Here is a 21,442-nt window from a genome sequence, read left to right as displayed (position 1 = left end):
GTAATGCGGCCATGCTGAAGATGGTGGGCTTCGACGGCGACGATACGCTGTGGCGCAGCGAGGACTATTACCGCGAGGCCAGCGCCGCGTTCGCCGCCATCGTGGGCAACTACGCCGACCTGGCCGACAGCGCGGTGCATGCGCGCATGCTCGCCACCGAGCGCAGCAACCTCGCGCTGTTCGGCTACGGCGCCAAGGGCATGACGCTGTCGATGGTGGAAACCGCCATCGCGCTCAGCGACGGCCGCATCAGCGCGCAGGACATCCACCGCCTCGTCGAGATCGGCAAGCGCGTGCTGCAGCATCCGGTGGAGCTGCTGCCCGGCATCCGCGAAGCGGTGGCGGCGGTGGCGGAAGCGCAGGCGGTGGTGCTGATCACCAAGGGCGACCTGTTCCATCAGGAAAAGAAGGTGGCCGAATCGGGCCTGGCCGGGTTGTTCCGCCGCATCGAGATCGTCTCCGAGAAGGACACGGCCACCTACCGGCGCCTGCTCGACGAATTCGGCGTCGCGCCGCACGAGTTCGCCATGGTGGGCAACTCGCTGCGCTCGGACATCGAGCCGGTGCTGCGCCTCGGCGGCTGGGGCGTGCACATGCCTTACCACGTGACCTGGGCGCACGAGCTGGAAAACAGCCTCGACCCGGGGGATGCGCCGCGCATGCGCGAGGTGGCGGACGCGGCCGGCATTCCCGCCGCGCTGGCGCAACTGGCCGCGCTGGCCTGATGGCGCCGCCGCGCCTGGTGCTGGACACCAACGTCTGCCTCGACCTGTTCGTGTTCGGCGATGCGGCGTGCGCCGCGTTGCGCGCCGCGCTGGATGCCGGCGCGGTGGAGGCGGTCGCCGACGCGGCCTGCCGCGACGAATGGCTGGCCGTGCTTGCCTATCCGCAATTGGCGCTGGATGTAGCGCGGCGCGAGGCAGCCATGGCGGCGTTCGATATGCGGTTGCGCCTGCTGTCCCCGTTATCCCGATACAAGCCGGGAGCCGGCGACTTTGGCGCCTCGACGCACGAGTCACTGGATTCCTGCCTTCGCAGGAATGACGGAGCCACGCCGAAGCTGCCGCGCTGCGCCGATCCCGACGACCAGAAGTTCCTCGAACTCGCCCAGGCCGGCGGCGCGCAATGGCTGCTCAGCCGCGACAAGGCATTGCTGAAGTTGGCGAAGCGCACGCGTCGCGACCACGGTTTCGACATCGTGACGCCGCAGGCGTGGTCGCGCGCTTACGCAGGGCTGGCCGGCGCCTCGTCGGCGAAGCCGGTGTAGCCGTCCGGGAACACCGGGGTGCCGTCCTCCTCCAGCGCCAGCACGGCGGCCAGCGCGTCGTCCGCGGCGCGTTCGGCCACGTCCTGGTGGCGGAAGCTGCGGTTCTCGCAGATCGCGTAGTACACGGGGAAGCCGTGGCCGTGCGGCAGCACCGACAGCCACGCCGTGTAGCGCGAGCCTTCGAGGCTGGCGCCGGAGCGCACGGTGTAGTCCGGGAATTCGCGTTCGGCCATCGTCGTCGTCCGTCCGGCGGGGACGACATTGTACGCGCTGCGTCGACACGGGATGTGCCAAGGTGCGCGCGTCGCGGTTGCCGGAGCCCGCCATGGCCGTGCCTTATCGCATCGACTGCCCGTATTGCGGCGAAGTCATCGAACTGCTGCTGGACGATTCGGTGGCGGATCAGTGCTACATCGAGGATTGTGCCGTGTGTTGCCGGCCGATCGCGCTGGCAGTGGCGTTCGCTGTGGATGGCGTGCCGCGCGTGCGGGCTGCGCGCGAGGACGAGTGAGGCGTGTTCAGTCGTCCAGCCGGACGAGGGCGATGCCTTGCGCGTCCAGCGCGGCGCGGGTGGCTTCGTCGCCGGCCGGGGTCACCGGGCGCGAGAGATCCCACAGCACGCCGACCTTGAAGCCCTCCGCCAGGGCGTCCTGTGCCGACCACAGCACGCAGATGTCGCGCGCGAGGCCGCACAGCAGGATCTCTTCCACGCCGCGTTCGCGCAGCCAGCCGGCGAGGCCGGTGGCGGGGCGCGTGCCGCGCGGGCCGTGGTTTTCGCGAAAGGCGCTGTAGGAATCCACGCGCGGGTCGCTGCCCTTGCGCAGGATCAGGTTCGCCGCCGACCAGTCGATGCCCGCATGCAGCGCAGCCCCCGGCGTGCCCTGCACGCAATGATCCGGCCACAGCGTGTGCAGGTGGCCGTGCAGATCCATGGACTGGAACGCCTGCGCGTCCGGATGCGAGCTGGCGAAGGAGATATGGCCCGGCGGATGCCAATCCTGCGTGGCCACCACGTGCTGGAAGCGGCGCCCGCGCAGCAGGCGGGCGATGCCGGGCACGACGGCATCGCCCTCGTGGCAGGCCAGCGCGCCGCCGGGCATGAAGTCCGGCTGCACGTCCACCACGATCAGGGCGGTGCGTTCGGTAATGGCGAAAGGCATGGCGATCCCGCGTGCGAGGCAAGGGTGCGAGTCTAGCGCGCAGGCATAATGCGGGTGGAAGCAAACGGAACGGGATGCGATGAACTACGACCAATCGTGGATGGGTTACGGCTGGATCGGCGGCCTGGAGGCCGGCGCGATCAGCCTCGGCGTCGGCCTCGCGCTGTATCTCGTGTTCCATGGGTTCGGCCGGCGCAACGGCTGGAACGACGCGAAGCAGATCGGCTGGTCGTACTTCCTCGCGCTGCTGCTCAGCGGGCGCGCGGATTTCTGGAACCTCTTCTATTTCAACTACGCGCGCCTGCAATCGCTGCAGCTGCTGCAGGCCAAGCTGGCCGAAGTGCACGATCCGGACGGCATCGGCACGCGCGTGCTGTGCGAACTGCTGGGCGCGGCGGTGGGCGTGTTCGTCGCGTGGCTGCTGTGCGGCAGGCACTGGCGGCACGACTCCTGAGAGCCTGTTCACGATCTCCTTGTTGCCCCGGCAACTCCCTCGCGTCATCCCGGTGCCGGCCCACTGTTGTCCGGAATAATCTGGGGATGGTGTCGAAGGATGAAGGCCCGCGCCGCTTGCACGAAGCATTGCGAGAAGGCGACTTCATTTCCGATAACGACCACCTATCCAGACTGTCATCCCGGCGAAGGCCGGGATCCAGTAGCGACCATGTTCGCTCAGGCCGCACGGCCACTGGATGACTCGCTTCGCTCGCCCCTTCGGGGCCGCCCTGCGGGCGTTCTGCGCGCTTCGCGCTTGTCCGGCCTGCGCCGGAATGACGAGAAAGACCGCGGCCACGAATGTCCAAAATTATTCCGGACAGTAGTGAGCTTTCGCTGGGATGACGCTTCATCGGATAAGTCTGGATATTCCTAAAGGATCGGGTCGAACAGCCGCGCCACATGCATCGCCACGCGGCGCAGGTAGGGCGCCGCGTGGTATTCACGGGCGTCCACCTCGCGCGACTGGGCGAAGTCGCGTTCCAGCATCGCTTCGACCTGGCGCGCGAAGTCCGCATCCAGCACCAGCGCGCTGGCCTCGAAGTTGAGCCGGAACGAACGGGTGTCCAGGTTGACGCTGCCCACCGCGGCGCAGTCGTCGTCCACCAGCAGCACCTTCTGGTGCAGGAAGCCGGGCTGGTAGCGGAACACGCGCACGCCGGCGCGCAGCGCGTAGTGGGCATGCAGGGTGGAGGCCAGGAACACGGTGCGGTGATCGGCACGCGCCGGGATCAGCACGCGCACGTCCACGCCGCGGAAGGCGGCCAGCTGCAGCGCGGCGCGCACCGAGTGGTCGGGCACGAAATAGGGCGTGGTGAGCCAGATGCGCCGGCGCGCCGCGTTGATCGCGGCGGTGACGAACAGCGAGCCGGTTTCCTGCGGGTCGGCCGGGCCGCAGGCGACCGCGAGCACGCGCGCATTCCCGTCCGTTGCCGGCGCCGGGTGCAGCGGCGGCGGCGCGCCGGTGATCCATTCCCAGTCGTCGGCGAACAGTTGCTGCAGATCGGCCACCGCGGGGCCGGCGAGTTCCATGTGCGTGTCGCGCCACGGCGCCAGCGGCGGCTTCAGGCCGAGGTATTCGTCGCCCACGTTGAGGCCGCCGATGAAGGCGCGCGCGCCGTCCACCACCACGATCTTGCGGTGGTTGCGGAAGTTGAGCTGGAAGCGGTTGCGCAGGCGGTTGGTGGCGAAGGGATGGATCGCCACGCCGCCGGCGCGCAGCGTTTCCACGTAGCGGCGCGGCAGGTCGTGGCTGCCCACGCCGTCGTACAGCACGCACACGCGCACGCCGGCCGCCGCGCGTTCCAGCAGCGCCTGCTGCATGCGCCGGCCCAGGCCGTCGTCGTGGAAGATGAAGAACTGCACCAGCAGGGTGTGCCGCGCCTCGGCGATGGCGGCGAAGATCGCCTCGAAGGTGGCGTCGCCGTCGACCAGCAGGCGCACCCGGTGTCCGCCGCGGAACGGGCGGCCGAGCATCGTCGCGAGCGCGGCATAGCGCTTCTCGCCGTCGTCGGGCGGCGCGGCCTGCCGCTGGCGCGGCAGCACGCCGCGGTGCCGCTTGAGATAACCGCGGAAGCGACTGGCGCCGAGGAACAGGTAGGGCACCAGGGTGAGCGCGGGCAACAGCAGCAGGCCCAGCACCCAGCCAATCGTGCCCTGCGGCGTGCGCGTGTGCATCAGCGCGTGCGCGGCGGCGAAGACGCCGAGCACTTGCAGCAGCAGGACGACATCGCCGAACAGGCTGAGGGTCATGTGGCGCCGGTGGTTTTATTCCGCCAGCAACTGGTCGGCCACGGCGCGCGCCTGCTGGCGGATTTCCGGCATCGCGGTGGATTCCCACAGCGTACCGCGCAACAGGCTGCCGATGGCGAACAGGCGCGGCCACGCGCCGCCTTCGTGCAGCAGGCGGCCCCGTGGCGTGGCCAGGCAGCCCAGCCCCAACGGGTCGGGCAGCACGTGGCGGTTCACCACCAGTTGGCGCATCAGCGGATGCGGCGTGCGCGCCACGTCGAAATCCATGCCCACCGACTGCACCACCAGGCCCGCGTGCAGCGTCTGCATCTTCGACGCGTCGCGGTCGTGCGGATGCAGTTCCAGCCGCAGGCCATCGCCGTCGGGTTCCACGCGGTGCAACTGGCCGCGCTGGCGGTGCAGGCGGCCCGAGCGTTCCAGCGCGGCGAGGCCCTCGTGCACCGCCGGCGGCATGCGGTGGCGCGCGCGTTCCCACGCCCAGCGCGCGTGGCGCTGGAAGCGCGCGCGCTGCTCCGGCGGCAGCGCGGCCCACAGCGCCGGCGTGTGCGGGCGCAGGCTGTCGATCACGCTGCGCCAGTCGTCCTCCTGCGCCATCGCCTCGCGCAGCAGGCGCAGCCAGTGGCGCACATCGGGCGCGTCCTGCATCGCTTCGACCAGTTGCGCGCTGTCTTCGGCGGGCAGCGCGGTGGTGTGCAGGTGCGGCTCGGGCAGCAGGCCGTGGCGGGAGATCGCGGTGAACCTCGCATCGGGCCAGCGTGCGGCGAGTTCCAGCAGCACGTCGGCGGCGGTGAGGCCGAGGCCGATCACCACCACGTGTTCCGGCGCTGCGGCGGGCGGGTTGGCGAGCAGCGGCCACGGGTCGACCACGTAGCGGCCGCCGGCCAGCGCATCGCCGCCCACGGCGGGCAAGGGTTGCGGCGGCAGTGCGCCGATCGCCAGCACGGCGGCGTCCACGCGGCGCGTTTCCTCGCCGCGGAACACGGTGACGCCGTCGGCCTCGGGCACCACGGCGTCGGCGGCGAACGGCACGATGCGCACGTCGTGGCCGCGCGCCTTGCCCAGCGCCAGCGCGCGCGCCACTTCAGCCTCGAGATAGTCGCCGTAGCGGCGGCGCGGCAGGAAGTCGGTGCCGGCGATGGACGGATCCGCGTGCTGCACGAAATCGAGGAAGCCCTGCGGCCTGCCGGCGAACATGCCCATCGACGCGGCGCGCACGTTGAGCAGGTGGCGGTCGGAGCGGGTGCCGTAGGCCACGCCGCGCGCGGGCGTGCCGCCGCCGGTGTACCAGTCCAGGTGCAGCGGCTGCGGCGGCTGGCGTTCCAGCAGCTCGCCGAGCAGCGCGGCGGAAGCGGCGCCGCCGCCGATGATGGCGACACGTCGATGCATGCGTTGCTCCGTGGGGAGGGTCAGTGTGCGGGCTGGCGGCGCTGCGCCCGCGCGATCCACGCGGATGCGCCCGGCTCGCCGTCGCGATGGCTCGGCGCCTCGCCGCTGTAGACGTGCAGCGTGTAGGCGACGTCGTGCCGCGACAGGTTGCGGCAGCGGTGCGCGCGGCCGGCGTCGCGCTCGAACCAGTGCGCGTCGCCCGGGCCCAGCCAGTTGCGCCCCTGCGCTTCCAGTTCGCCGCTGTGCGGATCGCGGCGATAGGACTGCCACTCCAGCGCACCGTGCAGGGCGAGTTCCAGCCCCCAGCCGCCGGCGTGATCCAGCAGGGGCAGGCGCTCGCCGGGCGGCCACGCGCGCACCAGCACGCACAGCGCCGGCTGGCGGCGTTCCACCAGCACGCGGACGTCGACGCCGCGGCGATGCACGGCGGCCAGGCGCGCCGAGAGCGCGGGCGCGTTGCCGTGAACCACGCGGCCGAGGTCGCGCGCCATCGTGGCCAGGTCGGGGTGTTCGACGCGGCCGTATTCCAGTGCGATGTTGCGCAGGCTCTTCAAGCTGTGCATGTACTTGCTCATGCGTGACCCGGCGTTGATGCGTCGGTGCAGTGGAGCATGTGCGCCGTTAAACGCCCGTAAGGTGCACACCTTACGGGCGTCCTGTCGCCTCACAGGTTGTTCAGCACGAAACTCACCGGCACCGTGGCCCACGCACGCACCGCATGGCCATCCTGCATCGCCGGCTGGAAGAGCCAGTGCGCCAGCACCTGTTCGCGCGCGCTGCGGTCGAGCGCCACGTAGCCGCTACCCCGTTCGACCTCGACCTGCATCGGCTTGCCGGTTTCGTCCACCAGCACGCGCAGCAACACCGTGCCCTGCATGTGCTGGCGCAAGGCCTGCGGCGGGAACCGCAAGGGTGCCGAGCGATAGGCCAGCGTGGCCTCGACCGGCGCGGCCGTGACGGCATCGCCGGTGGCGGGGCCGGGTGGCGTCGGCAGCATGGGTTGCGTGCCTTCGGTGATGGGCGTCGCGATCGGCGGCATGGGAATGGATCGCGGCTGCACGTGCACCGGCGCCACGGGCGCCTGCGGCAACGGCTTCAGATCGATGGGCGGCGGCGGTTTCACGGGCGGCGGCGGTTCGATGAAGGTCACCTGCGGCACCGTGGTGAGCCGCTGCACCAGGGCCAGCGCCTGCGGCGCCAGCGGGCGGGTGAGGATCAGCAGGGCTGCGAGGTTGAGCGCGATGGCCGCACTGAGCGCGACGACGCGCGCGGCTTCGGGGTGGGGGCGAACGGCAATAGCCAGGCTTGCGGACGACATGAGCGACCTCCTGACGGTTCGTTTGGGTTGTGGCGCCGGCGACGCTGCGCGATGCAGGGGGATCGTCGTGGACGCGGCTTGAGCCTATGCCTGCGGCTCGGGCGCTGTCCAGTGCCGCTTCCGTTTCGTCGCTTCCGTTTCAAACGTGGGCGCCATGCAAATGGACGGCTGGACGTCCATCGCGATGGCGATGCGCGGACGCTCGCGCTATGGTGCATGGCGAAGCCACTTTCGCCGGAGCTGCCATGACCGCCGCCCACGCCGCCTTGCCGCGCTACCGCCGCGGCGACGAACTCGCCAGCAGCCTGTTGCATGGCCTGGGCATCGTGCTGAGCATCGGCGGCCTCGCCACCCTGGTGGTGTCCGCGGCGATGCGCGGCGACGCGCGCGAGATCGTCGCCTGCGCGGTGTACGGGGTCACGCTGATCCTGCTCTACACCGCGTCCACGCTGTACCACGCGGTGCCCGTGCCGGCGGCCAAGCCGCTGCTGCGCACGCTGGATCACATCGCGATCTACCTGCTGATCGCCGGCACCTACACGCCGTTCACCCTGATCGCGCTGCCGGGTGTGTGGGGCTGGAGCCTGTTCGCCGCGGTGTGGGCGCTGGCCTTCGTGGGCAGCGTGCTGGAGCTGGGCTGGTTCCGCCGCTGGCGCAAGCTCGCCGTGCTGCTGTACGTGGGCATGGGCTGGATCGGCATGCTGGCGTTCAAGCCGCTGGCCGCGCACCTGCAGGCCGGCGGCATGGCGTTGCTGATCGGCGGCGGCGTGGCCTACACGCTGGGCGTGCCGTTCTACCTGTGGCGCCGGCTGCCCTACCAGCACACGCTGTGGCACGCTTTCGTGCTGGCCGGCAGCGTGCTGCACTACTTCGCGGTGCTGCTGTACGTGCTGCCTGCGGCGGCTTGATCAGCCGAACAGCATCGCGAAGCCGAACAGGCCCACCATCGCCAGCGAGATCACCAGCTTCACCAGCGTGCCCAGCAGCAGGCCGATCCAGGTGCCGATGCCGACGTGGGCCGAACGCAGCACGCTGGTGCCGGAGGAGAGTTCGCCGACCAGCGCACCGATGAACGGGCCGAGCAGGATGCCCGGGATGCCGAAGAACATGCCGACGAAGGTGCCCAGCGAGGCGCCTCACAGCGCGCGCCTGCTGGCGCCCACGCGTTTGGCGCCCAGCGTGCCGGCGACGAAATCCACGATCACCGCCATGGCGCCCAGCGCGCCGATCAGCAGCAGCCACCACAGGCCGAGGTGGCGGTAGCCGTCCACCGCGGCGATCAGCCAGATGCCGCCGAAGATCATCGGCACGCCGGGCAGCGCGGGCAGGATCGCGCCGATCAGGCCGCCCACGATCAGCGCGGCGCCGAGCGTGTAGAACACGATGTCGAACAGCATGAACGCTCCTCGGAACCGGTCTGGATAAGCTTCATTTTCACGTCATTCCGGCGCAGGCCGGAATCCAGTGACTCACTCGTTCGAAGCACGCAAAGTCGGCGATGCGTACAGCGTACCCTCTACCAGACTGGATTCCGGCCTTCGCCCACTGCTGTCCGGAATAATCTGGGGATGGTGTCGAAGGATGAAGGCCCGCGCCGCTTGCACGAAGCATTGCGAGAAGGCGACTTCATTTCCGATAACGACCACCTATCCAGACTGTCATCCCGGCGAAGGCCGGGATCCAGTAGCGACCATGTTCGCTCAGGCCGCACGGCCACTGGATTCCGGCCTGCGCCGGAATGACGAGCAAGACCGCAGCCACGAATGTTCAAAATTATTCCGGACAGTAGTGGGCATGCGCCGGGAAGACGAGCTATTTCTTTATCAGCCGCGCAGGCGCTGGGTGAGGCCGCGCAGGAAATGGCGCAGCAGCTGGTCGCCGCAGGGGCGATAGTTGGGATGCTCGGGCTTGCGGAACAGCGCGCTGAGTTCCGATTTCGACAACGGGAAACCCGCGGCGGCGAGAATCGCGTGCAGGTCGTCGTCGCGCAGCTCGAAGGCCACGCGCAGTTTCTTCAGCACGAGGTTGTTGGTGACGCGCTTCGCCACCGGCAGCGGCGGCCGGCTTTCGTCGCGGCCGCGCAGGTGCACCACCAGGCCGTCGAGGAAGTGCGCCATCACCTTGTCGGGGCAGTCGCGGTAGCCAGGCTCGTCGTCCTTCATCAGGTAGGCGTCGATGTCGGCCGGCGGCACTTCCAGGCCGGCCAGCGCCACGATGGACGGGAGCTTGCCGTCGGGCAGATCCAGCATGTAGCGCACGCTGCGCAGGATGTCGTTGTTGATCATGCGGGCATTGTATCGGGGGCGTGCAGGCACCGTTTGTTCTGCTGCGCATGGTGGGGAAGGCGCAAAGCCCCTCTCCCGTTGTGAGAGGGGTTTGGGGTGAGGGTTCGGTCGTGCCGTCATGTTTCGCTGCGACCGAACCCTCGCCCGGCTGTCGCCACCCCTCTCCCGGAGGGAGAGGGGTTCATCGGCTGGAAACGAACGGGGCGCCCTGTGGCGCCCCGTGTTTGCAGCTTGGCGACATGCCTCAGTTCGGCAGCGACAAGTCGTCCAGCAGCGCCTTGAGGAAGCGCGCGGCTTCGCCGCCGGTGGCGGCGCGGTGGTCGAAGGTGAGGCTGATCGGCATGCGGCGATGCACCTCGATGCCGCCCATCACCGCCACCACGTCGTGGCACAGCTTGCCGGCGCCGATGATGGCGACGGTCGGCGGCACCACCACCGGGGTGGCGTAGCGGCCGGCGAACATGCCGAAATTGGACAGGCTGATGGTGTAGCCCGACAGCTCCGACGCCGGGATGGAACGGTCTTCCACCGCCGTGCGCAGGCGCTTGATTGCGGCGCGGATGCCGGCGCCGTCCAGCACGTCGGCATTGCGCAGGGCCGGCACGAACAGGCCGTCCTCGGTGTCCACGGCGATGCCGATGTCCACCTGCGGGTGCAGGGTGCGGGTGAGGTTCTTGCCGTCGAACCACGCGTTGAGCGCCGGCACGGCCTTGCAGGCGGCGACGATGGAGCGGATCAGGCGGGCGGTGATGTCCTGCTTGCCGATCCAGGCGTGCAGGTCGGCGTCGTCGACGAGCGTGGTGGGCACGACCTGCGCATGCGCGTCGGCCATCACGCGCGCCATGTTGCGGCGGACGCCCTTGAGCTGCTCGGGCTGGCCGCTGGCGTGCACGCTCGGCGGCGCGGTGCGCACGGCCTTGCCGGCCAGCGACACGGCGGTGCGGCTGGGCGCCTCGCCGGGTTCCGGCAGTTCCGGCGCCAGGTGGCGGCCGGCCGAGGCGGCCACGGCGCGCGCCGGGGCGGCGCCCAGCGCGGCGCTGCCGTTGGCGGCGGCGTTCTTCACGTCCTGCATGGTGACCACGCCGTCGGCGCCGGTGCCGCGCACGCGCGTGATGTCCACCTTGAGCTTCTTCGCCAGCGCGCGCACGGCGGGCACGGCCTTGACGCCGCCGACACTGGAGGCCTGCTCCACGTGCACGTGGCTGCCGCTGACCATCGCGCCCACCACGGTGCCTTCGTCCTCGCGATCCGCGGTGGCGGCCTTGGCCGGCGCGGGAGCCGGTGCGGGCGCCTCGGCCTTCTTGGGGCCGTGGTGGTGGCCGGTGGATTCGGCCTCGGCACGCTGCTTGGCGTTGGCATCCGGCTCGAAGTCGGCCAGCGCGGCGCCGGTTTCGATGATGTCGCCGGGCGCGCCGTAAAGCTTCTTCACCGTACCGGTATAGGGCGACGGCACGTCGACCACCGCCTTGGCGGTCTCCATCGAGCACAGCGGCGCGTCGAGCTTGATGTAGTCGCCTTCCTTCACGTGCCACTCGACGATGGTGGCGTCGGGCAGGCCTTCGCCGAGGTCGGGCAGGTGGAATGTCTTGATGTCGGCCATGAGTGAGCTTCCAGGTTGGAATTTGCGCCCTCTCCCCAGTGGGGAGAGGGCTGGGGTGAGGGGGCGGGGATTGCCTTGAGTTTCATCAAAACATGCTTCGATGAACTTTGCCGCAAGCCTTGTCCCCTCATCCGCCCCTCCGGGGCACCTTCTCCCCGGAGGGGAGAAGGGATTACGAAACCGCCAGCGCGCGCTTCGCCGCGTCGACGACACGCTCCACGCTGGGCAGGTACTTCATTTCCAGGCGGAACAGCGGGATGTGGGTGTCGGGGCCTGTGACGCGCTCGACCGGGGCGAGCAGGTCGTACAGGCATTCCTCGGCCACGCGCGCGGCGATCTCGGCGCCGAAGCCGGCGGTCTTCGGGGCTTCGTGCACGATCACGCAGCGGCCGGTCTTCTGCACCGATTCGGCGATGGTGTCGAAGTCCAGCGGGGTGAGCGTGGCGACGTCGATCACTTCGGCGCTGATGCCCTGCTTGGCGAGTTCGTCGGCGGCTTCCAGCGTTTCCTTCACCTGCGCGCCCCAGGTCACCAGGGTCACGTCGGTGCCGTCGCGCAGCACGAAGCACACGTCCAGCGGCAGTGCCTCGCCGTCGTCCGGCACCTCTTCCTTGTACTGGCGGTAGATGCGCTTGGGCTCGAGGAAGATCACCGGATCGGGATCGCGGATCGCGGCCAGCAGCAGGCCGTAGGCGCGCGCGGGCGAGGAGGGCAGCACCACGCGCAGGCCGGGGATGTTGGTGAACAGGTGCTCGTTCGCTTCCGAATGATGCTCCGGTGCGCGGATGCCGCCGCCCCAAGGCGCGCGCCACACGGCCGGCACGGTGAGGCGGCCGCGGGTGCGGTTGCGCATGCGCGCGGCGTGGCAGGCGATCTGCTCCATCATCGGGTAGATGAAGCCTTCGAACTGCGCCTCGGCCACCGGCTTCATGCCCTGCACGGCCATGCCCACGGTGACGCCGGCGATGGTGGTTTCGTCCAGCGGCGTGTCCAGCACGCGCAGCTCGCCGAACTTTTCCTGCAGGCCCTGGGTGGCGCGGAACACGCCGCCGTTGACGCCCACGTCCTCGCCCAGCACGACCACGCTGTCGTCGTGCGCCATCTCGTAGGCCAGCGCCTGGGTGACGGCCTCGATGAGTGTGATTTGTGCCATGGCTCAGTGACCCTTGTTTTCGAGCGAGAGGACGTAATCGCGCTGCTTGGCGAGATCGGCGGGGACTTCGGCGAAGGTGTAGTCGAACATCGCCGTCACCGGCTGCGTCTTGGTTTCGAGGTAGGCGTTCACCTCGTTGTCCATCCACTCGTCGCACTCGGCCTTCCAGGCCTCTTCCTTGGCGTCGTCCCACACGCCCTTGGCCACCAGCCACGCGCGCAGGCGCTTCATCGGCTCCTTGGCCCAGGCGTCCTTTACTTCCTGCTCGCCGCGGTAGCGGCGGGCGTCGTCGGCGGTGGTGTGGTCGCCGAGGCGGTAGGTCACCGCCTCGATCACGCTGCCGCCCTCGCCGTTGCGGGCGCGCTCCAGCGCGTCCTCCATCGCCTTGCGCACGGCGATGATGTCGTTGCCGTCGACCTGGATGCAGTAGAGGCCCGCGGCGATGCCCTTCTGCGCCAGCGTGGGCGCGCCGGACTGGATCTTGCGCGGCACCGAGATGGCCCACTGGTTGTTGACGATCACCGCCACCAGCGGCAGGTTCTGCGCGCCGGCGATGTTGATCGCGCCGTAGAAGTCGCCCTTGGACGAGCCGCCGTCGCCGATGGTGCACACGGCCACGCGCTTCTCGCCGCGGATCTTGAACGCCAGCGCGGAGCCGGCGGCGTGCAGGCACTGCGTGGCGATCGGCACCGACCACGCGAAGTCGTGGCGCGCCGGTTCTTTCTGGTAGTCGTTGCCGCGCTCGTCGCCGCCCCAGTACATGTAGACCTCGCGCGGCTGCACGCCGCGGTACAGCTGCGCGCCATACTCGCGGTAGCTGACAGCCAACACGTCCTCGGGCTTCATTGCGCTGCCGATGCCCACGTGGGCGGCCTCGTGGCCGAGGCAGCTGGCGTAGGTGCCCAGCTTGCCGGTGCGCTGCAGCGCCACCGACTTGGCGTCGAACACGCGGGTGGACAGCATCAGCTTGTACAGTTCGACCATGTGGTCGAGATCTTTCGCGAACGCGGGCAGATCGTCCCGAACCTGCTTGCCCTCGGCGTCGAGGTACTGCAGGTATTCGATTTCAAACTTGGCGGCGATGGACACGACGCGCTCCCGTGGGTGACGAATGGAATGGGGGCGGTGGCCCATCCAGTGGGGCCAGACACGCGTGGATCCCGATCCGCGTGAGCGCCTTGGCGGTCAAAACGGCCGGGAAAAGCCGTACATAGATAGCAGGCGGACGTCTTGCGTCGCAAGGCACAGCGCAGCATGCGGGCGGGTACGGCACCCGCAAGAAACGGTGGCGGCGCAGCGGTTACCATGGGCGTTTTCCGCGGCTGCGATCGACCATGACGGACAACCAGCGCGAGCTCGAGGCAGGCATCGAGCGCGATCTTTCGGGACGGATGACCTACGCCGGCTACCTGCGGCTGGACACCTTGCTGTCCGCGCAGCGGCCCGTGTCCGACCCGCCGTACCACGACGAGATGCTGTTCATCGTGCAGCACCACGTGTCGGAGCTGTGGCTGAAGCTGCTGATCCACGAACTGCGCGCGGCGATGGAATTCATGCGCGGCGAGCGCATCGGCCCCGCGCTCAAGGTGCTGGCGCGGGTGAAACAGATCCAGCGCCAATTGTTCGAGCAGTGGGCGGTGCTGGAGACGATGACGCCGCACGAATACCTCGCCTTTCGCGATGCGCTGGGGCCGTCGTCCGGCTTCCAGTCGGCGCAGTACCGCACGGTGGAGTTCCTGCTCGGCAACAAGAACGCCGACATGCTGGCGGTGTTCGCGCACGACCCGGCGATCCAGCAGGGCCTGCGCGACACGCTTGAGGCGCCCGGCCTCTACGACGAGGCGCTGCGCTGGCTGGCGCGGCACGGCCACGCGGTGCCGCGCGACATCCTTGAACGCGACGTCGGCCAGCCGTGGCAGCGCCGCGACGACCTGCTGCCGGTGTTCCGGCGCATCTACGAGGCGCCGGAGAGTTTCTGGAGCGAGTTCCATCTCTGCGAAACGCTGGTGGACATCGAGGAGGGTTTCCAACTCTGGCGTTTCCGGCACATGAAGGCGGTGGAGCGCATCATCGGCCATCGGCGCGGCACCGGCGGTTCCTCCGGCGTGGGCTTTTTGAAGAAGGCGCTGGATCTCAGCTTCTTCCCGGAGCTGCTCGACGTGCGCACGGTGCTGGGTACGTGAGCCTGCTTCATGCCGCCGCGTGATCTGTGTCAGGGGCAATCAACATGAAACTCAGTGATCTCGAAAAGTCGGCGCTGCAGCTGAACGCGCTCTACGAACAGCTTGAGGTCAAGCGGTATGGGCGCATCTGGAGCACGGAAGAGCTCGCGCTTGGTTTCGTGGGGGACGTGGGCGACCTGGCAAAACTGATCCAGGCCGACGCCGGCATCCGGGATATCGACGACTGCAAGGCGAAAATCGGCCATGAGCTATCGGACTGTTTGTGGTCGATTATCGTTCTGGCAAACAAGTGCGGCATTGATTTGGAAGCGGAGTACGTCAGGAATAACAGGGAGCTGACCGAATACCTGTCTGGCGAGCTGGCCAAATAAGCACGACGAGCAATGCGAAGCCCCACGACCGGCAACCTCATCATCCGAGCAATGGCCAGATGGCCGCGTTCCTCGCCGGGAGCTGCGCCATCGTTTGAATTTGACCGTTCGCGTTGAGCGTAGCTCGCGTCGGCGAGCGTAGTCGAAACGCCATGCGGCCTTCGACTTCGGCCCGATGGGCCTACGCTCAGCCCGAACGGCATTCAAGCTGAGGTACCACCAGGCATGCAACAGGCTGCAAGCCGCTACCATCCACCGGATCGCATACTCCGCGACAGCCACCAGAAGGGGAACGCATGAGCCAGACCACCGAGGCCGGCAGCGCACCGGACTATCCGCAGCTGTTCGGCCATCCGCGCCCGCTGTGGATGCTGTTCATGACCGAGTTCTGGGAGCGCTTCGCGTTCTACAGCGTGAGCTGGGCGCTGGCGCTGTACATCGTGGCGCAGTTCTACCATGGAGACAGCGCGGGCCAGGCTTGGGCCAGCGCGATCTTCGGTTCGTACACCGCGCTGATCTACGGCACCGGCATCTTCGGCGGCTGGGTGGCGGACAAGCTGATCGGCTACCAGCGCACCATCCTGCTGGGCGCGGCGGTGATGGCGGCGGGACTGTTCGCGCTGGCGGTGCCCACGCGCCTGATGCTGCTGCTGGGCCTGGCGCTGGTGATCGTGGGCGACGGCCTGTTCAAGCCGAACATCTCCTCGATGGTGGGCCAGCTCTACGGCCGCGACGACCCGCGCCGCGACCGCGGCTTCACCCTGTTCTACATGGGCATCAACGCGGGCGCGCTGGTGGCGCCGCTGCTCACCGGCTGGATGGCCGCGCAGTTCACCGGCACCCCGCTGCAGCAGAACTACCGGCTGGTGTTCCTTGCCGCCGGCGTGGGCATGCTGCTGAGCCTGCTGTGGTTCTGGTTCGGTCGCCGGCAGCTCAAGGGCATAGGCCGTCCCGCGGCTGGCGCGGAAAGCCGGCTGCGCGTGCTGTGGGTGTTCGCGGGCGTGATCGTGGCGGTGCCGGTGGTGTACTGGTTGCTGTCCGGCATCGGTGCCACCGGCCTGCAATGGGTGCTGGGCCTGCTGTTCGTGGTGGTAGCGGCGATGCTGCTGGTGGAGGCGGCGCGGCACGGGCGCGTGCAGACGCACCGGGTGATCGCCATGCTGATCATCTTCGCGTTCAACGTGCTGTTCTGGATGTTCTATTACCAGCTCGGCACCACCTTCAACTTCCTTGCCCAGAACCTGGTGGATCGCCAGATGTTCGGCGGCTGGATGTTCCCGGTGGGCTGGTTCCAGTCGGTGAGTCCGCTGGCGATCATCGTGTTCGCGCCGCTGGTGGCGCTGGTCTGGGGTTGGCTGGACAAGCGCCGGATGGAGCCGTCGATCCCGCGCAAGTTCGGCCTGGGCCTGTTGTTCAACGCACTGGGCTTCCTGGTGCTGGTGTATGCGCTGGCGAAGCTGCTGGGCGCGAACGGGCTGATTCCGTTCTGGCCGCTGGTGGCGTGCTACGTGATGCAGACCATCGGCGAGCTGTGCCTGTCGCCGATCGGCCTGTCGATGGTGACCAAGCTGGCGCCGCCGAAGCTGGTGGGCTTCGCGATGGGCGGCTGGTTCCTGTCGCTGGCGGTAGGCGGCAACCTCTCCGGGCTGTTCGCCAGCCGCATCACCGGCGAGCACGGGCTCACTGCCGCTGCGGCGCTTTCCGGGTTCACCTTCAGCTTCTGGCTGTTGCTGGGGGCGGGCGTGGTGCTGCTGCTGATCGCGCCGCTGGTGAACCGGTTGATGCATGGGGTGAAGTGAACGTACCGGTGCTTGGCGCAAGCCACCACCGTTCGCGCTGAGCGTAGGCCCGCAGGGCCGGAGTCGAAGCGTCGCCCGTGCGCGGCCCTTCGACTCCGCTTCGCTACGCTCAGGGCGAACGGGGATAGTGGTTTCAGACCGGCATCAGCTTGTCGAGGATGCGCCGCAGCCAGTCCTGCTCCCCGGGCTCCAGCTTCGCCAGCAGTTCGCGCTCGCGCTGCCGCGCCATCGGGGCCACGTCGTCGTGGATCTTCCAGCCGGCTGCGGTGAGGCCGAGCACCGAGCGGCGCTTGTCGTTGTGGTGGATGTGCCGGCGCACGCGACCGGCGGCCACCAGCCGCGCCAGCGCGCGGCTCACCGCCACCTTGTCCATCGCGGTGCGCTCGGCCACCTCGCGAGCGGAGAGGCCGTCGAAGCGCGCCAGTACCGCCATCACCCGCCATTCGGTGACGCCGAGGTCGTGGCGCGCCTGGTAGTCGTCGGCGATCGCCTGGCTCACCGTGTTTGACACGATGGAGAGCTGGTAGGGCAGGAAGCGCTCCAGTTCCAGCGGGGCGTGGTCGGGGTGGCGTTTGGCGGGCACTGGTGCGGTGTTCCTTGTAGTTGGTTGCAAATGAAACTATAAAGGGTGGCGCAGATGCTCGTCATTCCTGCGCAGGCAGGAATCCAGTGCCTTGGGCGGTAACGCCATGAAGCCGCCGGATTCCCGCTTGCCCTTTGCCCCCATCGTAGCCCGTCGGAGAAATCCCATGACAGCCCAGCCCAACCTCGGCATGCAGGTCACCACCTTCGAGAACCCGATGGGGATCAACGGTTTCGAGTTCGTCGAGTTCGCCGCGCCGGCCGGCCGCGCGCACGAGCTGCACGAGCTGTTCCGCAGGATGGGCTTCACCGCGGTGCTCAAGCACAAGTCGCGGCCGATCACGGTGTACCGCCAGAACGACGTCAACGTGCTGGTGAACGAGGCGCCGGATTCCTTCGCCGCCGACTTCGCCGCCAAGCACGGCCCCTGCGCCTGCGGCTTCGCCATCCGCTTCAAGAAGCCTGCGAACGAGGTGTTCGCCGCCGTGCTCGCCAACGGCGGCGAGGCGGCGGCCGACAAGGCCGACAGCAAGGCGGTGGACGCGCCGGTGGTGAAGGGCATCGGCGACTGCATGCTGTACCTGGTCGACCGCTACGGCGACAAGGGCAGCGTCTACGACGGCGACTACGAGCCGGTGCCGGGCGCGGAGCCGAACCCGAAGGGTTTCGGCCTCACCTTCATCGACCACCTCACGCACAACCTCTACTTCGGCAACATGCAGAAGTGGTCGGACTACTACGAGAAGCTGTTCAACTTCCGCGAGATCCGCTACTTCGACATCAAGGGCGCCAAGACCGGCCTGGTGTCCAAGGCGATGACCGCGCCGGACGGCATCGTGCGCATCCCGCTCAACGAGTCCAGCGACCCGAAGAGCCAGATCAACGAATACCTCGACGCCTACCACGGCGAAGGCATCCAGCACATCGCGATGTTTACCGACAACATCTACGACACGGTGGAAGCGATGCGCGCGCAGGGCGTGGAGTTCCTCGATACGCCGGACACCTATTTCGACGTGGTGGATCTGCGCATCCCGGACAACGGCGAGGACGTGCCGCGCCTGCGCCGGAACAAGATCCTGATCGACGCCGACCCGGAGACCAAGCAGCGCAAGCTGCTGCAGATCTTCACGCAGAACAATATCGGCCCGATCTTCTTCGAGATCATCCAGCGCAAGGGCAACGAAGGCTTCGGCGAGGGCAACTTCCAGGCGCTGTTCGAGAGCATCGAGCGGGATCAGATGAAGCGTGGGGTGCTTTGATTTTTTGAAGCCCCTCTCCCTGCGGGAGAGGGGTTGGGGTGAGGGTACGGTCATGCAGGGAAGCATCAAACCGCCGTTGCCGAGCAGAACGCGGGGTCATGCGCGCGATCTCAGGCAAACTTCCACGGACGCGGAGCAACGGCTCTGGTACCACCTGCGTGGTGGCCGCCTGAACGGCCTGAAATTCCGCCGCCAGCATCCCATTCCGCCTTACATCGCGGATTTCTTTTGCGAAGCAAAGAAACTGGTCGTGGAGCTGGATGGTTCGCAGCATGATGAAGTCGTCGATCAAGCACGCACGAAGTTTCTGGAGTCTCGCGGATTGACGGTCTTGCGATACTGGGACAACGACGTCCTGCAACAAACGGAAGCGGTGCTTGAGGCGATCCTCGGTGCCGCGGAAAACCGAACCCTCACCCCAACCCCTCTCCCGGCGGGAGAGGGGCTTTGAAAGCGGAAGGCATGCACATGTCTGTCGGCATCGACTACCAATCCGGCTTCGCCAACGAATTCGCCAGCGAGGCGATCCCCGGCGTGCTGCCCACGGGCCAGAACTCGCCGCAGCGCGTGGCGCACGGCCTGTACGCGGAGCAGCTTTCCGGCACCGCGTTCACCGCGCCGCGGCACCAAAATCGGCGCAGCTGGCTGTATCGCATCCGCCCGGCGGCGATGCACAAGCCGTTCGCGCCGCTGGCGCACGCCACGTTCCACAACCGCTTCGACGAGGCGCCCGCCACGCCGAACCAGTTGCGCTGGGATGCGTGGCCGTTGCCCGCGGAACCCGCCGACTTCCTCGACGGCCTGCACACCATCGCCGGCAACGGCGGCGCGGCGGAGCAGGCGGGCGTGGGCGTCCACGTCTACGCGGCGAACCGCTCGATGGAAGGGCGCTGGTTCTACGACGCCGACGGCGAGCTGCTGATCGTGCCGCAGCAGGGCCGCCTGCGCCTCGCCACCGAGCTGGGCGTGCTGGACGTGGCGCCGCTGGAGATCGCGCTGATCCCGCGCGGCGTGCGCTTCCGCGTGGAGCTGCTGGATGCGGAGGCGCGCGGCTACGTGGCGGAGAACTTCGGCGCGCTGCTGCGCCTGCCGGATGCCGGCCCGATCGGCGCCAACTCGATGGCGCTGCCGCGCGACTTCCTCGCGCCGGTGGCGGCCTACGAGGACGTCGAGGGCGACTTCAAGCTGGTCGCCAAATTCCAGGGTGCGCTGTGGCAGGCCGACATCGGCCACTCGCCGCTGGACGTGGTCGCCTGGCACGGCAACTACGCGCCGTGCAAGTACGACCTCACGCGCTACAACACCGTGGGCTCGATCAGCGTGGATCATCCCGACCCGTCGATCTTCACCGTGCTGACTTCGCCGTCGGACACGCCCGGCACCGCGAACCTGGATTTCGTGATCTTCCCGCCGCGCTGGCTGGTGGCCGAGCACACCTTCCGCCCGCCGTATTTCCACCGCAACGTGGCCAGCGAGTTCATGGGCCTGATCGAGGGCGCCTACGACGCCAAGGCCGGCGGCTTCGCGCCCGGCGGCATGAGCCTGCACAACTGCATGAGCGCCCACGGCCCCGACGCGGCCAGCTTCGAGAAGGCCAGCGCGGCGGACACGGGCAAGCCCGACCACATCGTCAGCACCATGGCCTTCATGTTCGAGACGCGCAAGGTGATCCGCCCCACCGCGCAGGCGCTGGCCGCGCCGCAGTTGCAGAATGACTACTACGAGTGCTGGCAGGGCATCCGCAAGCATTTCGACCCGTCGCGCGCATAACGATTCCGGAGCACACGCAATGAAGCTTGGCAGTTTGAAAGAAGGCGGCCGCGACGGCACCCTGGTCGTGGTCAGCCGCGACCTCGGCATCGCGGTGAAGGCCACCGGCATCGCGCCCACCCTGCAGGCCGCGCTGGACGACTGGTCGAACGCCGCGCCGCGGCTCAACGCGCTGTCCGATGCGCTCAACGCCGGCACCGCCGAAGGCGCGTTCGCGCTGGACATGGCGCAGCTCGCCGCGCCGCTGCCGCGCGCCTACGAATTCGTCGACGGCTCGGCCTACCTGCCGCACGTGGAGCGCGTGCGCAAGGCGCGCGGCGCCGAGGTGCCCGCCTCGTTCTACACCGACCCGCTGATGTACCAGGCCACCAGTGCCGGCTTCCTCGGCCCGCGCGATCCGGTGGTGGTGCCCAGCGAGGACTACGGCATCGACCTCGAGGCCGAAGTGGTGGTGGTCACCGACGACGTGCCGATGGCGGCCACGCCCGAGCAGGCCGCCGCGCACATCCAGCTCGTCGGCCTGGTCAACGACGTGAGCCTGCGCGGGCTGATCCCGGGCGAGCTGGCCAAGGGCTTCGGCTTCCTGCAGAGCAAGCCGCGCTCGGCGCTGTCGCCGGTGCTGGTGACGCCGGACGAACTGGGCGCGAGCTGGCAGGGCGACAAGCTGCACCTGCCGATGCGCACCTGGCTCAACGGCGCGTGGTTCGGCGAGGCCGAATGCGGCGTGGACATGCAGTTCAGTTTCGCCGAGCTGGTGGCGCATGCAGCAAAGACGCGCCCGCTCACCGCGGGCACCATCGTCGGTTCCGGCACCATCGCCAACCAGGACACCGGCAAGGGCGCTTCCTGCCTCGCCGAGCAGCGCACGGTGGAGACGCTGCGCGACGGCAAGGCCAGCACGCCGTTCCTGAAGTTCGGCGACACGCTGCGCATCGACGTCACCGATCCGCGCGGCGAGTCCATCTTCGGCGCCATCGAGCAGCGCATCGCGCCGCTGCCGCGCTGAACGCGGGACGCGCCGGCCCGCGCGCCGGCGCATACTGGGCGCCTCCGTCACGA

23 protein-coding genes and 1 pseudogene are annotated in these 21,442 nt (G+C 68.6%); 12 read left to right on the top strand and 12 right to left on the bottom strand.

Going from position 1 to position 21,442, the window contains the following annotated elements; all coding sequences use genetic code 11:
- Nucleotides 1-11 precede the first annotated feature (11 nt).
- Nucleotides 12-725 (top strand): HAD family hydrolase, encoded by a 714-nt coding sequence (locus ACZ5Z2_RS14455; protein WP_464759304.1) that lies wholly within the window; start codon nucleotides 12-14, stop codon nucleotides 723-725.
- Complete coding sequence (locus ACZ5Z2_RS14450; protein ID WP_464759303.1) at nucleotides 725-1,267, top strand: PIN domain-containing protein; 543 nt, start codon at nucleotides 725-727, stop codon at nucleotides 1,265-1,267. Before ACZ5Z2_RS14455 ends, ACZ5Z2_RS14450 begins: the two co-directional genes overlap by 1 nt.
- Here ACZ5Z2_RS14450 and ACZ5Z2_RS14445 read toward each other — a convergent pair.
- Nucleotides 1,225-1,500, bottom strand: a complete 276-nt coding sequence (locus ACZ5Z2_RS14445) for a hypothetical protein (RefSeq protein WP_464759302.1) — start codon at nucleotides 1,498-1,500, stop codon at nucleotides 1,225-1,227. The genes ACZ5Z2_RS14450 and ACZ5Z2_RS14445 overlap by 43 nt on opposite strands.
- 92 nt (nucleotides 1,501-1,592) lie before the next feature.
- Between ACZ5Z2_RS14445 and ACZ5Z2_RS14440 the strand changes: the two genes are divergently transcribed.
- Entirely contained in the window at nucleotides 1,593-1,778 is a 186-nt protein-coding gene (locus ACZ5Z2_RS14440) for a CPXCG motif-containing cysteine-rich protein (protein WP_464759301.1), read from the top strand.
- A 7-nt stretch (nucleotides 1,779-1,785) separates the two neighbouring features.
- Here the strand turns inward: ACZ5Z2_RS14440 and pncA are convergent, their stop codons facing one another.
- On the bottom strand, nucleotides 1,786-2,427 hold the full coding sequence (gene pncA / locus ACZ5Z2_RS14435) for a bifunctional nicotinamidase/pyrazinamidase (RefSeq protein WP_464759300.1): 642 nt from the start codon (nucleotides 2,425-2,427) through the stop codon (nucleotides 1,786-1,788).
- Nucleotides 2,428-2,506: 79 nt separating this feature from the next.
- Here pncA and ACZ5Z2_RS14430 point away from each other — a divergent pair, with 79 nt between their 5' ends.
- Nucleotides 2,507-2,881 (top strand): hypothetical protein, encoded by a 375-nt coding sequence (locus ACZ5Z2_RS14430; RefSeq protein WP_464759299.1) that lies wholly within the window; start codon nucleotides 2,507-2,509, stop codon nucleotides 2,879-2,881.
- Nucleotides 2,882-3,294: 413 nt separating this feature from the next.
- Here the strand turns inward: ACZ5Z2_RS14430 and cls are convergent, their stop codons facing one another.
- From cls to ACZ5Z2_RS14410, 4 genes are all read right to left on the bottom strand, one after another.
- Nucleotides 3,295-4,674 (bottom strand): cardiolipin synthase, encoded by a 1,380-nt coding sequence (cls, locus tag ACZ5Z2_RS14425; protein ID WP_464759298.1) that lies wholly within the window; start codon nucleotides 4,672-4,674, stop codon nucleotides 3,295-3,297.
- A 15-nt stretch (nucleotides 4,675-4,689) separates the two neighbouring features.
- Nucleotides 4,690-6,060, bottom strand: coding sequence for an FAD/NAD(P)-binding protein (locus ACZ5Z2_RS14420; RefSeq protein WP_464759297.1), 1,371 nt, complete (start codon nucleotides 6,058-6,060; stop codon nucleotides 4,690-4,692).
- A gap of 20 nt (nucleotides 6,061-6,080) precedes the next feature.
- Nucleotides 6,081-6,635, bottom strand: coding sequence for a cupin domain-containing protein (locus ACZ5Z2_RS14415; protein WP_464759295.1), 555 nt, complete (start codon nucleotides 6,633-6,635; stop codon nucleotides 6,081-6,083).
- 89 nt (nucleotides 6,636-6,724) lie between these two features.
- Nucleotides 6,725-7,378 carry an energy transducer TonB gene (locus ACZ5Z2_RS14410; RefSeq protein WP_464759294.1) on the bottom strand — a complete coding sequence of 218 codons (654 nt, stop codon included), beginning with the start codon at nucleotides 7,376-7,378 and terminating at the stop codon, nucleotides 6,725-6,727.
- A gap of 245 nt (nucleotides 7,379-7,623) precedes the next feature.
- Here ACZ5Z2_RS14410 and trhA point away from each other — a divergent pair, with 245 nt between their 5' ends.
- Nucleotides 7,624-8,286, top strand: a complete 663-nt coding sequence (gene trhA / locus ACZ5Z2_RS14405; protein WP_464759292.1) for a PAQR family membrane homeostasis protein TrhA — start codon at nucleotides 7,624-7,626, stop codon at nucleotides 8,284-8,286.
- Here trhA and ACZ5Z2_RS14400 read toward each other — a convergent pair.
- The 5 genes and pseudogenes from ACZ5Z2_RS14400 to pdhA all read right to left on the bottom strand — a co-directional run bounded on the left by ACZ5Z2_RS14400 (nucleotide 8,287) and on the right by pdhA (nucleotide 13,505).
- Nucleotides 8,287-8,775, bottom strand: a pseudogene (locus ACZ5Z2_RS14400) (DUF456 domain-containing protein).
- A 426-nt stretch (nucleotides 8,776-9,201) separates the two neighbouring features.
- A complete protein-coding gene (locus tag ACZ5Z2_RS14395; RefSeq protein ID WP_464759291.1) occupies nucleotides 9,202-9,663 on the bottom strand; it encodes a YehS family protein in 462 nt (153 codons plus the stop codon).
- Nucleotides 9,664-9,907: 244 nt separating this feature from the next.
- Nucleotides 9,908-11,263, bottom strand: coding sequence for a dihydrolipoamide acetyltransferase family protein (locus ACZ5Z2_RS14390; protein WP_464759290.1), 1,356 nt, complete (start codon nucleotides 11,261-11,263; stop codon nucleotides 9,908-9,910).
- Nucleotides 11,264-11,435: 172 nt separating this feature from the next.
- Nucleotides 11,436-12,416 carry an alpha-ketoacid dehydrogenase subunit beta gene (locus ACZ5Z2_RS14385; RefSeq protein WP_464759289.1) on the bottom strand — a complete coding sequence of 327 codons (981 nt, stop codon included), beginning with the start codon at nucleotides 12,414-12,416 and terminating at the stop codon, nucleotides 11,436-11,438.
- Nucleotides 12,417-12,419: 3 nt separating this feature from the next.
- Nucleotides 12,420-13,505 (bottom strand): pyruvate dehydrogenase (acetyl-transferring) E1 component subunit alpha, encoded by a 1,086-nt coding sequence (gene pdhA / locus ACZ5Z2_RS14380; RefSeq protein WP_464759288.1) that lies wholly within the window; start codon nucleotides 13,503-13,505, stop codon nucleotides 12,420-12,422.
- A gap of 245 nt (nucleotides 13,506-13,750) precedes the next feature.
- On the opposite strand from pdhA, the gene ACZ5Z2_RS14375 reads away from it, so the two are divergent.
- The 3 genes from ACZ5Z2_RS14375 to ACZ5Z2_RS14365 all read left to right on the top strand — a co-directional run bounded on the left by ACZ5Z2_RS14375 (nucleotide 13,751) and on the right by ACZ5Z2_RS14365 (nucleotide 16,769).
- The gene (locus tag ACZ5Z2_RS14375) at nucleotides 13,751-14,599 is read left to right on the top strand and encodes a tryptophan 2,3-dioxygenase (RefSeq protein WP_464759287.1); all 849 of its coding nucleotides are present in this window, start codon (nucleotides 13,751-13,753) and stop codon (nucleotides 14,597-14,599) included.
- Nucleotides 14,600-14,643: 44 nt separating this feature from the next.
- Nucleotides 14,644-14,970 carry a nucleoside triphosphate pyrophosphohydrolase family protein gene (locus ACZ5Z2_RS14370; protein WP_464759286.1) on the top strand — a complete coding sequence of 109 codons (327 nt, stop codon included), beginning with the start codon at nucleotides 14,644-14,646 and terminating at the stop codon, nucleotides 14,968-14,970.
- 296 nt (nucleotides 14,971-15,266) lie between these two features.
- Nucleotides 15,267-16,769, top strand: a complete 1,503-nt coding sequence (locus ACZ5Z2_RS14365) for a peptide MFS transporter (protein ID WP_464759285.1) — start codon at nucleotides 15,267-15,269, stop codon at nucleotides 16,767-16,769.
- A 133-nt stretch (nucleotides 16,770-16,902) separates the two neighbouring features.
- Here the strand turns inward: ACZ5Z2_RS14365 and ACZ5Z2_RS14360 are convergent, their stop codons facing one another.
- On the bottom strand, nucleotides 16,903-17,352 hold the full coding sequence (locus tag ACZ5Z2_RS14360) for a MarR family winged helix-turn-helix transcriptional regulator (RefSeq protein ID WP_464759284.1): 450 nt from the start codon (nucleotides 17,350-17,352) through the stop codon (nucleotides 16,903-16,905).
- A 166-nt stretch (nucleotides 17,353-17,518) separates the two neighbouring features.
- Here ACZ5Z2_RS14360 and hppD point away from each other — a divergent pair, with 166 nt between their 5' ends.
- Genes hppD through ACZ5Z2_RS14340 form a run of 4 tightly spaced genes read left to right on the top strand, consistent with a single transcriptional unit; the run spans nucleotide 17,519 to nucleotide 21,389 of the window.
- Entirely contained in the window at nucleotides 17,519-18,613 is a 1,095-nt protein-coding gene (hppD, locus tag ACZ5Z2_RS14355; RefSeq protein WP_464759282.1) for a 4-hydroxyphenylpyruvate dioxygenase, read from the top strand.
- Between the two features lie 52 nt (nucleotides 18,614-18,665).
- A complete protein-coding gene (locus tag ACZ5Z2_RS14350; RefSeq protein WP_464759281.1) occupies nucleotides 18,666-19,064 on the top strand; it encodes an endonuclease domain-containing protein in 399 nt (132 codons plus the stop codon).
- A gap of 17 nt (nucleotides 19,065-19,081) precedes the next feature.
- Nucleotides 19,082-20,383 carry a homogentisate 1,2-dioxygenase gene (gene hmgA, locus ACZ5Z2_RS14345; protein WP_464759280.1) on the top strand — a complete coding sequence of 434 codons (1,302 nt, stop codon included), beginning with the start codon at nucleotides 19,082-19,084 and terminating at the stop codon, nucleotides 20,381-20,383.
- Between the two features lie 19 nt (nucleotides 20,384-20,402).
- Entirely contained in the window at nucleotides 20,403-21,389 is a 987-nt protein-coding gene (locus ACZ5Z2_RS14340; protein WP_464759279.1) for a fumarylacetoacetate hydrolase family protein, read from the top strand.
- Nucleotides 21,390-21,442: the final 53 nt, after the last annotated feature.

The sequence above is a fragment of the Rhodanobacter sp. G1 genome (genome assembly GCF_055397855.1).
This window is presented reverse-complemented; position numbering and strand designations above follow the sequence as displayed.

Excerpts from the sequence above, each read along its gene's own strand:
- ACZ5Z2_RS14455 (WP_464759304.1), top strand. The coding sequence starts at position 12 with ATGCTGAAGATGGTGGGCTTCGACGGCGACGATACGCTGTGGCGCAGC.
- ACZ5Z2_RS14450 (WP_464759303.1), top strand. The coding sequence starts at position 725 with ATGGCGCCGCCGCGCCTGGTGCTGGACACCAACGTCTGCCTCGACCTG.
- ACZ5Z2_RS14445 (WP_464759302.1), bottom strand. The coding sequence starts at position 1,500 with ATGGCCGAACGCGAATTCCCGGACTACACCGTGCGCTCCGGCGCCAGC.
- ACZ5Z2_RS14440 (WP_464759301.1), top strand. The coding sequence starts at position 1,593 with ATGGCCGTGCCTTATCGCATCGACTGCCCGTATTGCGGCGAAGTCATC.
- pncA (WP_464759300.1), bottom strand. The coding sequence starts at position 2,427 with ATGCCTTTCGCCATTACCGAACGCACCGCCCTGATCGTGGTGGACGTG.
- ACZ5Z2_RS14430 (WP_464759299.1), top strand. The coding sequence starts at position 2,507 with ATGAACTACGACCAATCGTGGATGGGTTACGGCTGGATCGGCGGCCTG.
- cls (WP_464759298.1), bottom strand. The coding sequence starts at position 4,674 with ATGACCCTCAGCCTGTTCGGCGATGTCGTCCTGCTGCTGCAAGTGCTC.
- ACZ5Z2_RS14420 (WP_464759297.1), bottom strand. The coding sequence starts at position 6,060 with ATGCATCGACGTGTCGCCATCATCGGCGGCGGCGCCGCTTCCGCCGCG.
- ACZ5Z2_RS14415 (WP_464759295.1), bottom strand. The coding sequence starts at position 6,635 with ATGAGCAAGTACATGCACAGCTTGAAGAGCCTGCGCAACATCGCACTG.
- ACZ5Z2_RS14410 (WP_464759294.1), bottom strand. The coding sequence starts at position 7,378 with ATGTCGTCCGCAAGCCTGGCTATTGCCGTTCGCCCCCACCCCGAAGCC.
- trhA (WP_464759292.1), top strand. The coding sequence starts at position 7,624 with ATGACCGCCGCCCACGCCGCCTTGCCGCGCTACCGCCGCGGCGACGAA.
- ACZ5Z2_RS14395 (WP_464759291.1), bottom strand. The coding sequence starts at position 9,663 with ATGATCAACAACGACATCCTGCGCAGCGTGCGCTACATGCTGGATCTG.
- ACZ5Z2_RS14390 (WP_464759290.1), bottom strand. The coding sequence starts at position 11,263 with ATGGCCGACATCAAGACATTCCACCTGCCCGACCTCGGCGAAGGCCTG.
- ACZ5Z2_RS14385 (WP_464759289.1), bottom strand. The coding sequence starts at position 12,416 with ATGGCACAAATCACACTCATCGAGGCCGTCACCCAGGCGCTGGCCTAC.
- ACZ5Z2_RS14375 (WP_464759287.1), top strand. The coding sequence starts at position 13,751 with ATGACGGACAACCAGCGCGAGCTCGAGGCAGGCATCGAGCGCGATCTT.
- ACZ5Z2_RS14370 (WP_464759286.1), top strand. The coding sequence starts at position 14,644 with ATGAAACTCAGTGATCTCGAAAAGTCGGCGCTGCAGCTGAACGCGCTC.
- ACZ5Z2_RS14365 (WP_464759285.1), top strand. The coding sequence starts at position 15,267 with ATGAGCCAGACCACCGAGGCCGGCAGCGCACCGGACTATCCGCAGCTG.
- hppD (WP_464759282.1), top strand. The coding sequence starts at position 17,519 with ATGACAGCCCAGCCCAACCTCGGCATGCAGGTCACCACCTTCGAGAAC.
- ACZ5Z2_RS14350 (WP_464759281.1), top strand. The coding sequence starts at position 18,666 with ATGCAGGGAAGCATCAAACCGCCGTTGCCGAGCAGAACGCGGGGTCAT.
- hmgA (WP_464759280.1), top strand. The coding sequence starts at position 19,082 with ATGTCTGTCGGCATCGACTACCAATCCGGCTTCGCCAACGAATTCGCC.
- ACZ5Z2_RS14340 (WP_464759279.1), top strand. The coding sequence starts at position 20,403 with ATGAAGCTTGGCAGTTTGAAAGAAGGCGGCCGCGACGGCACCCTGGTC.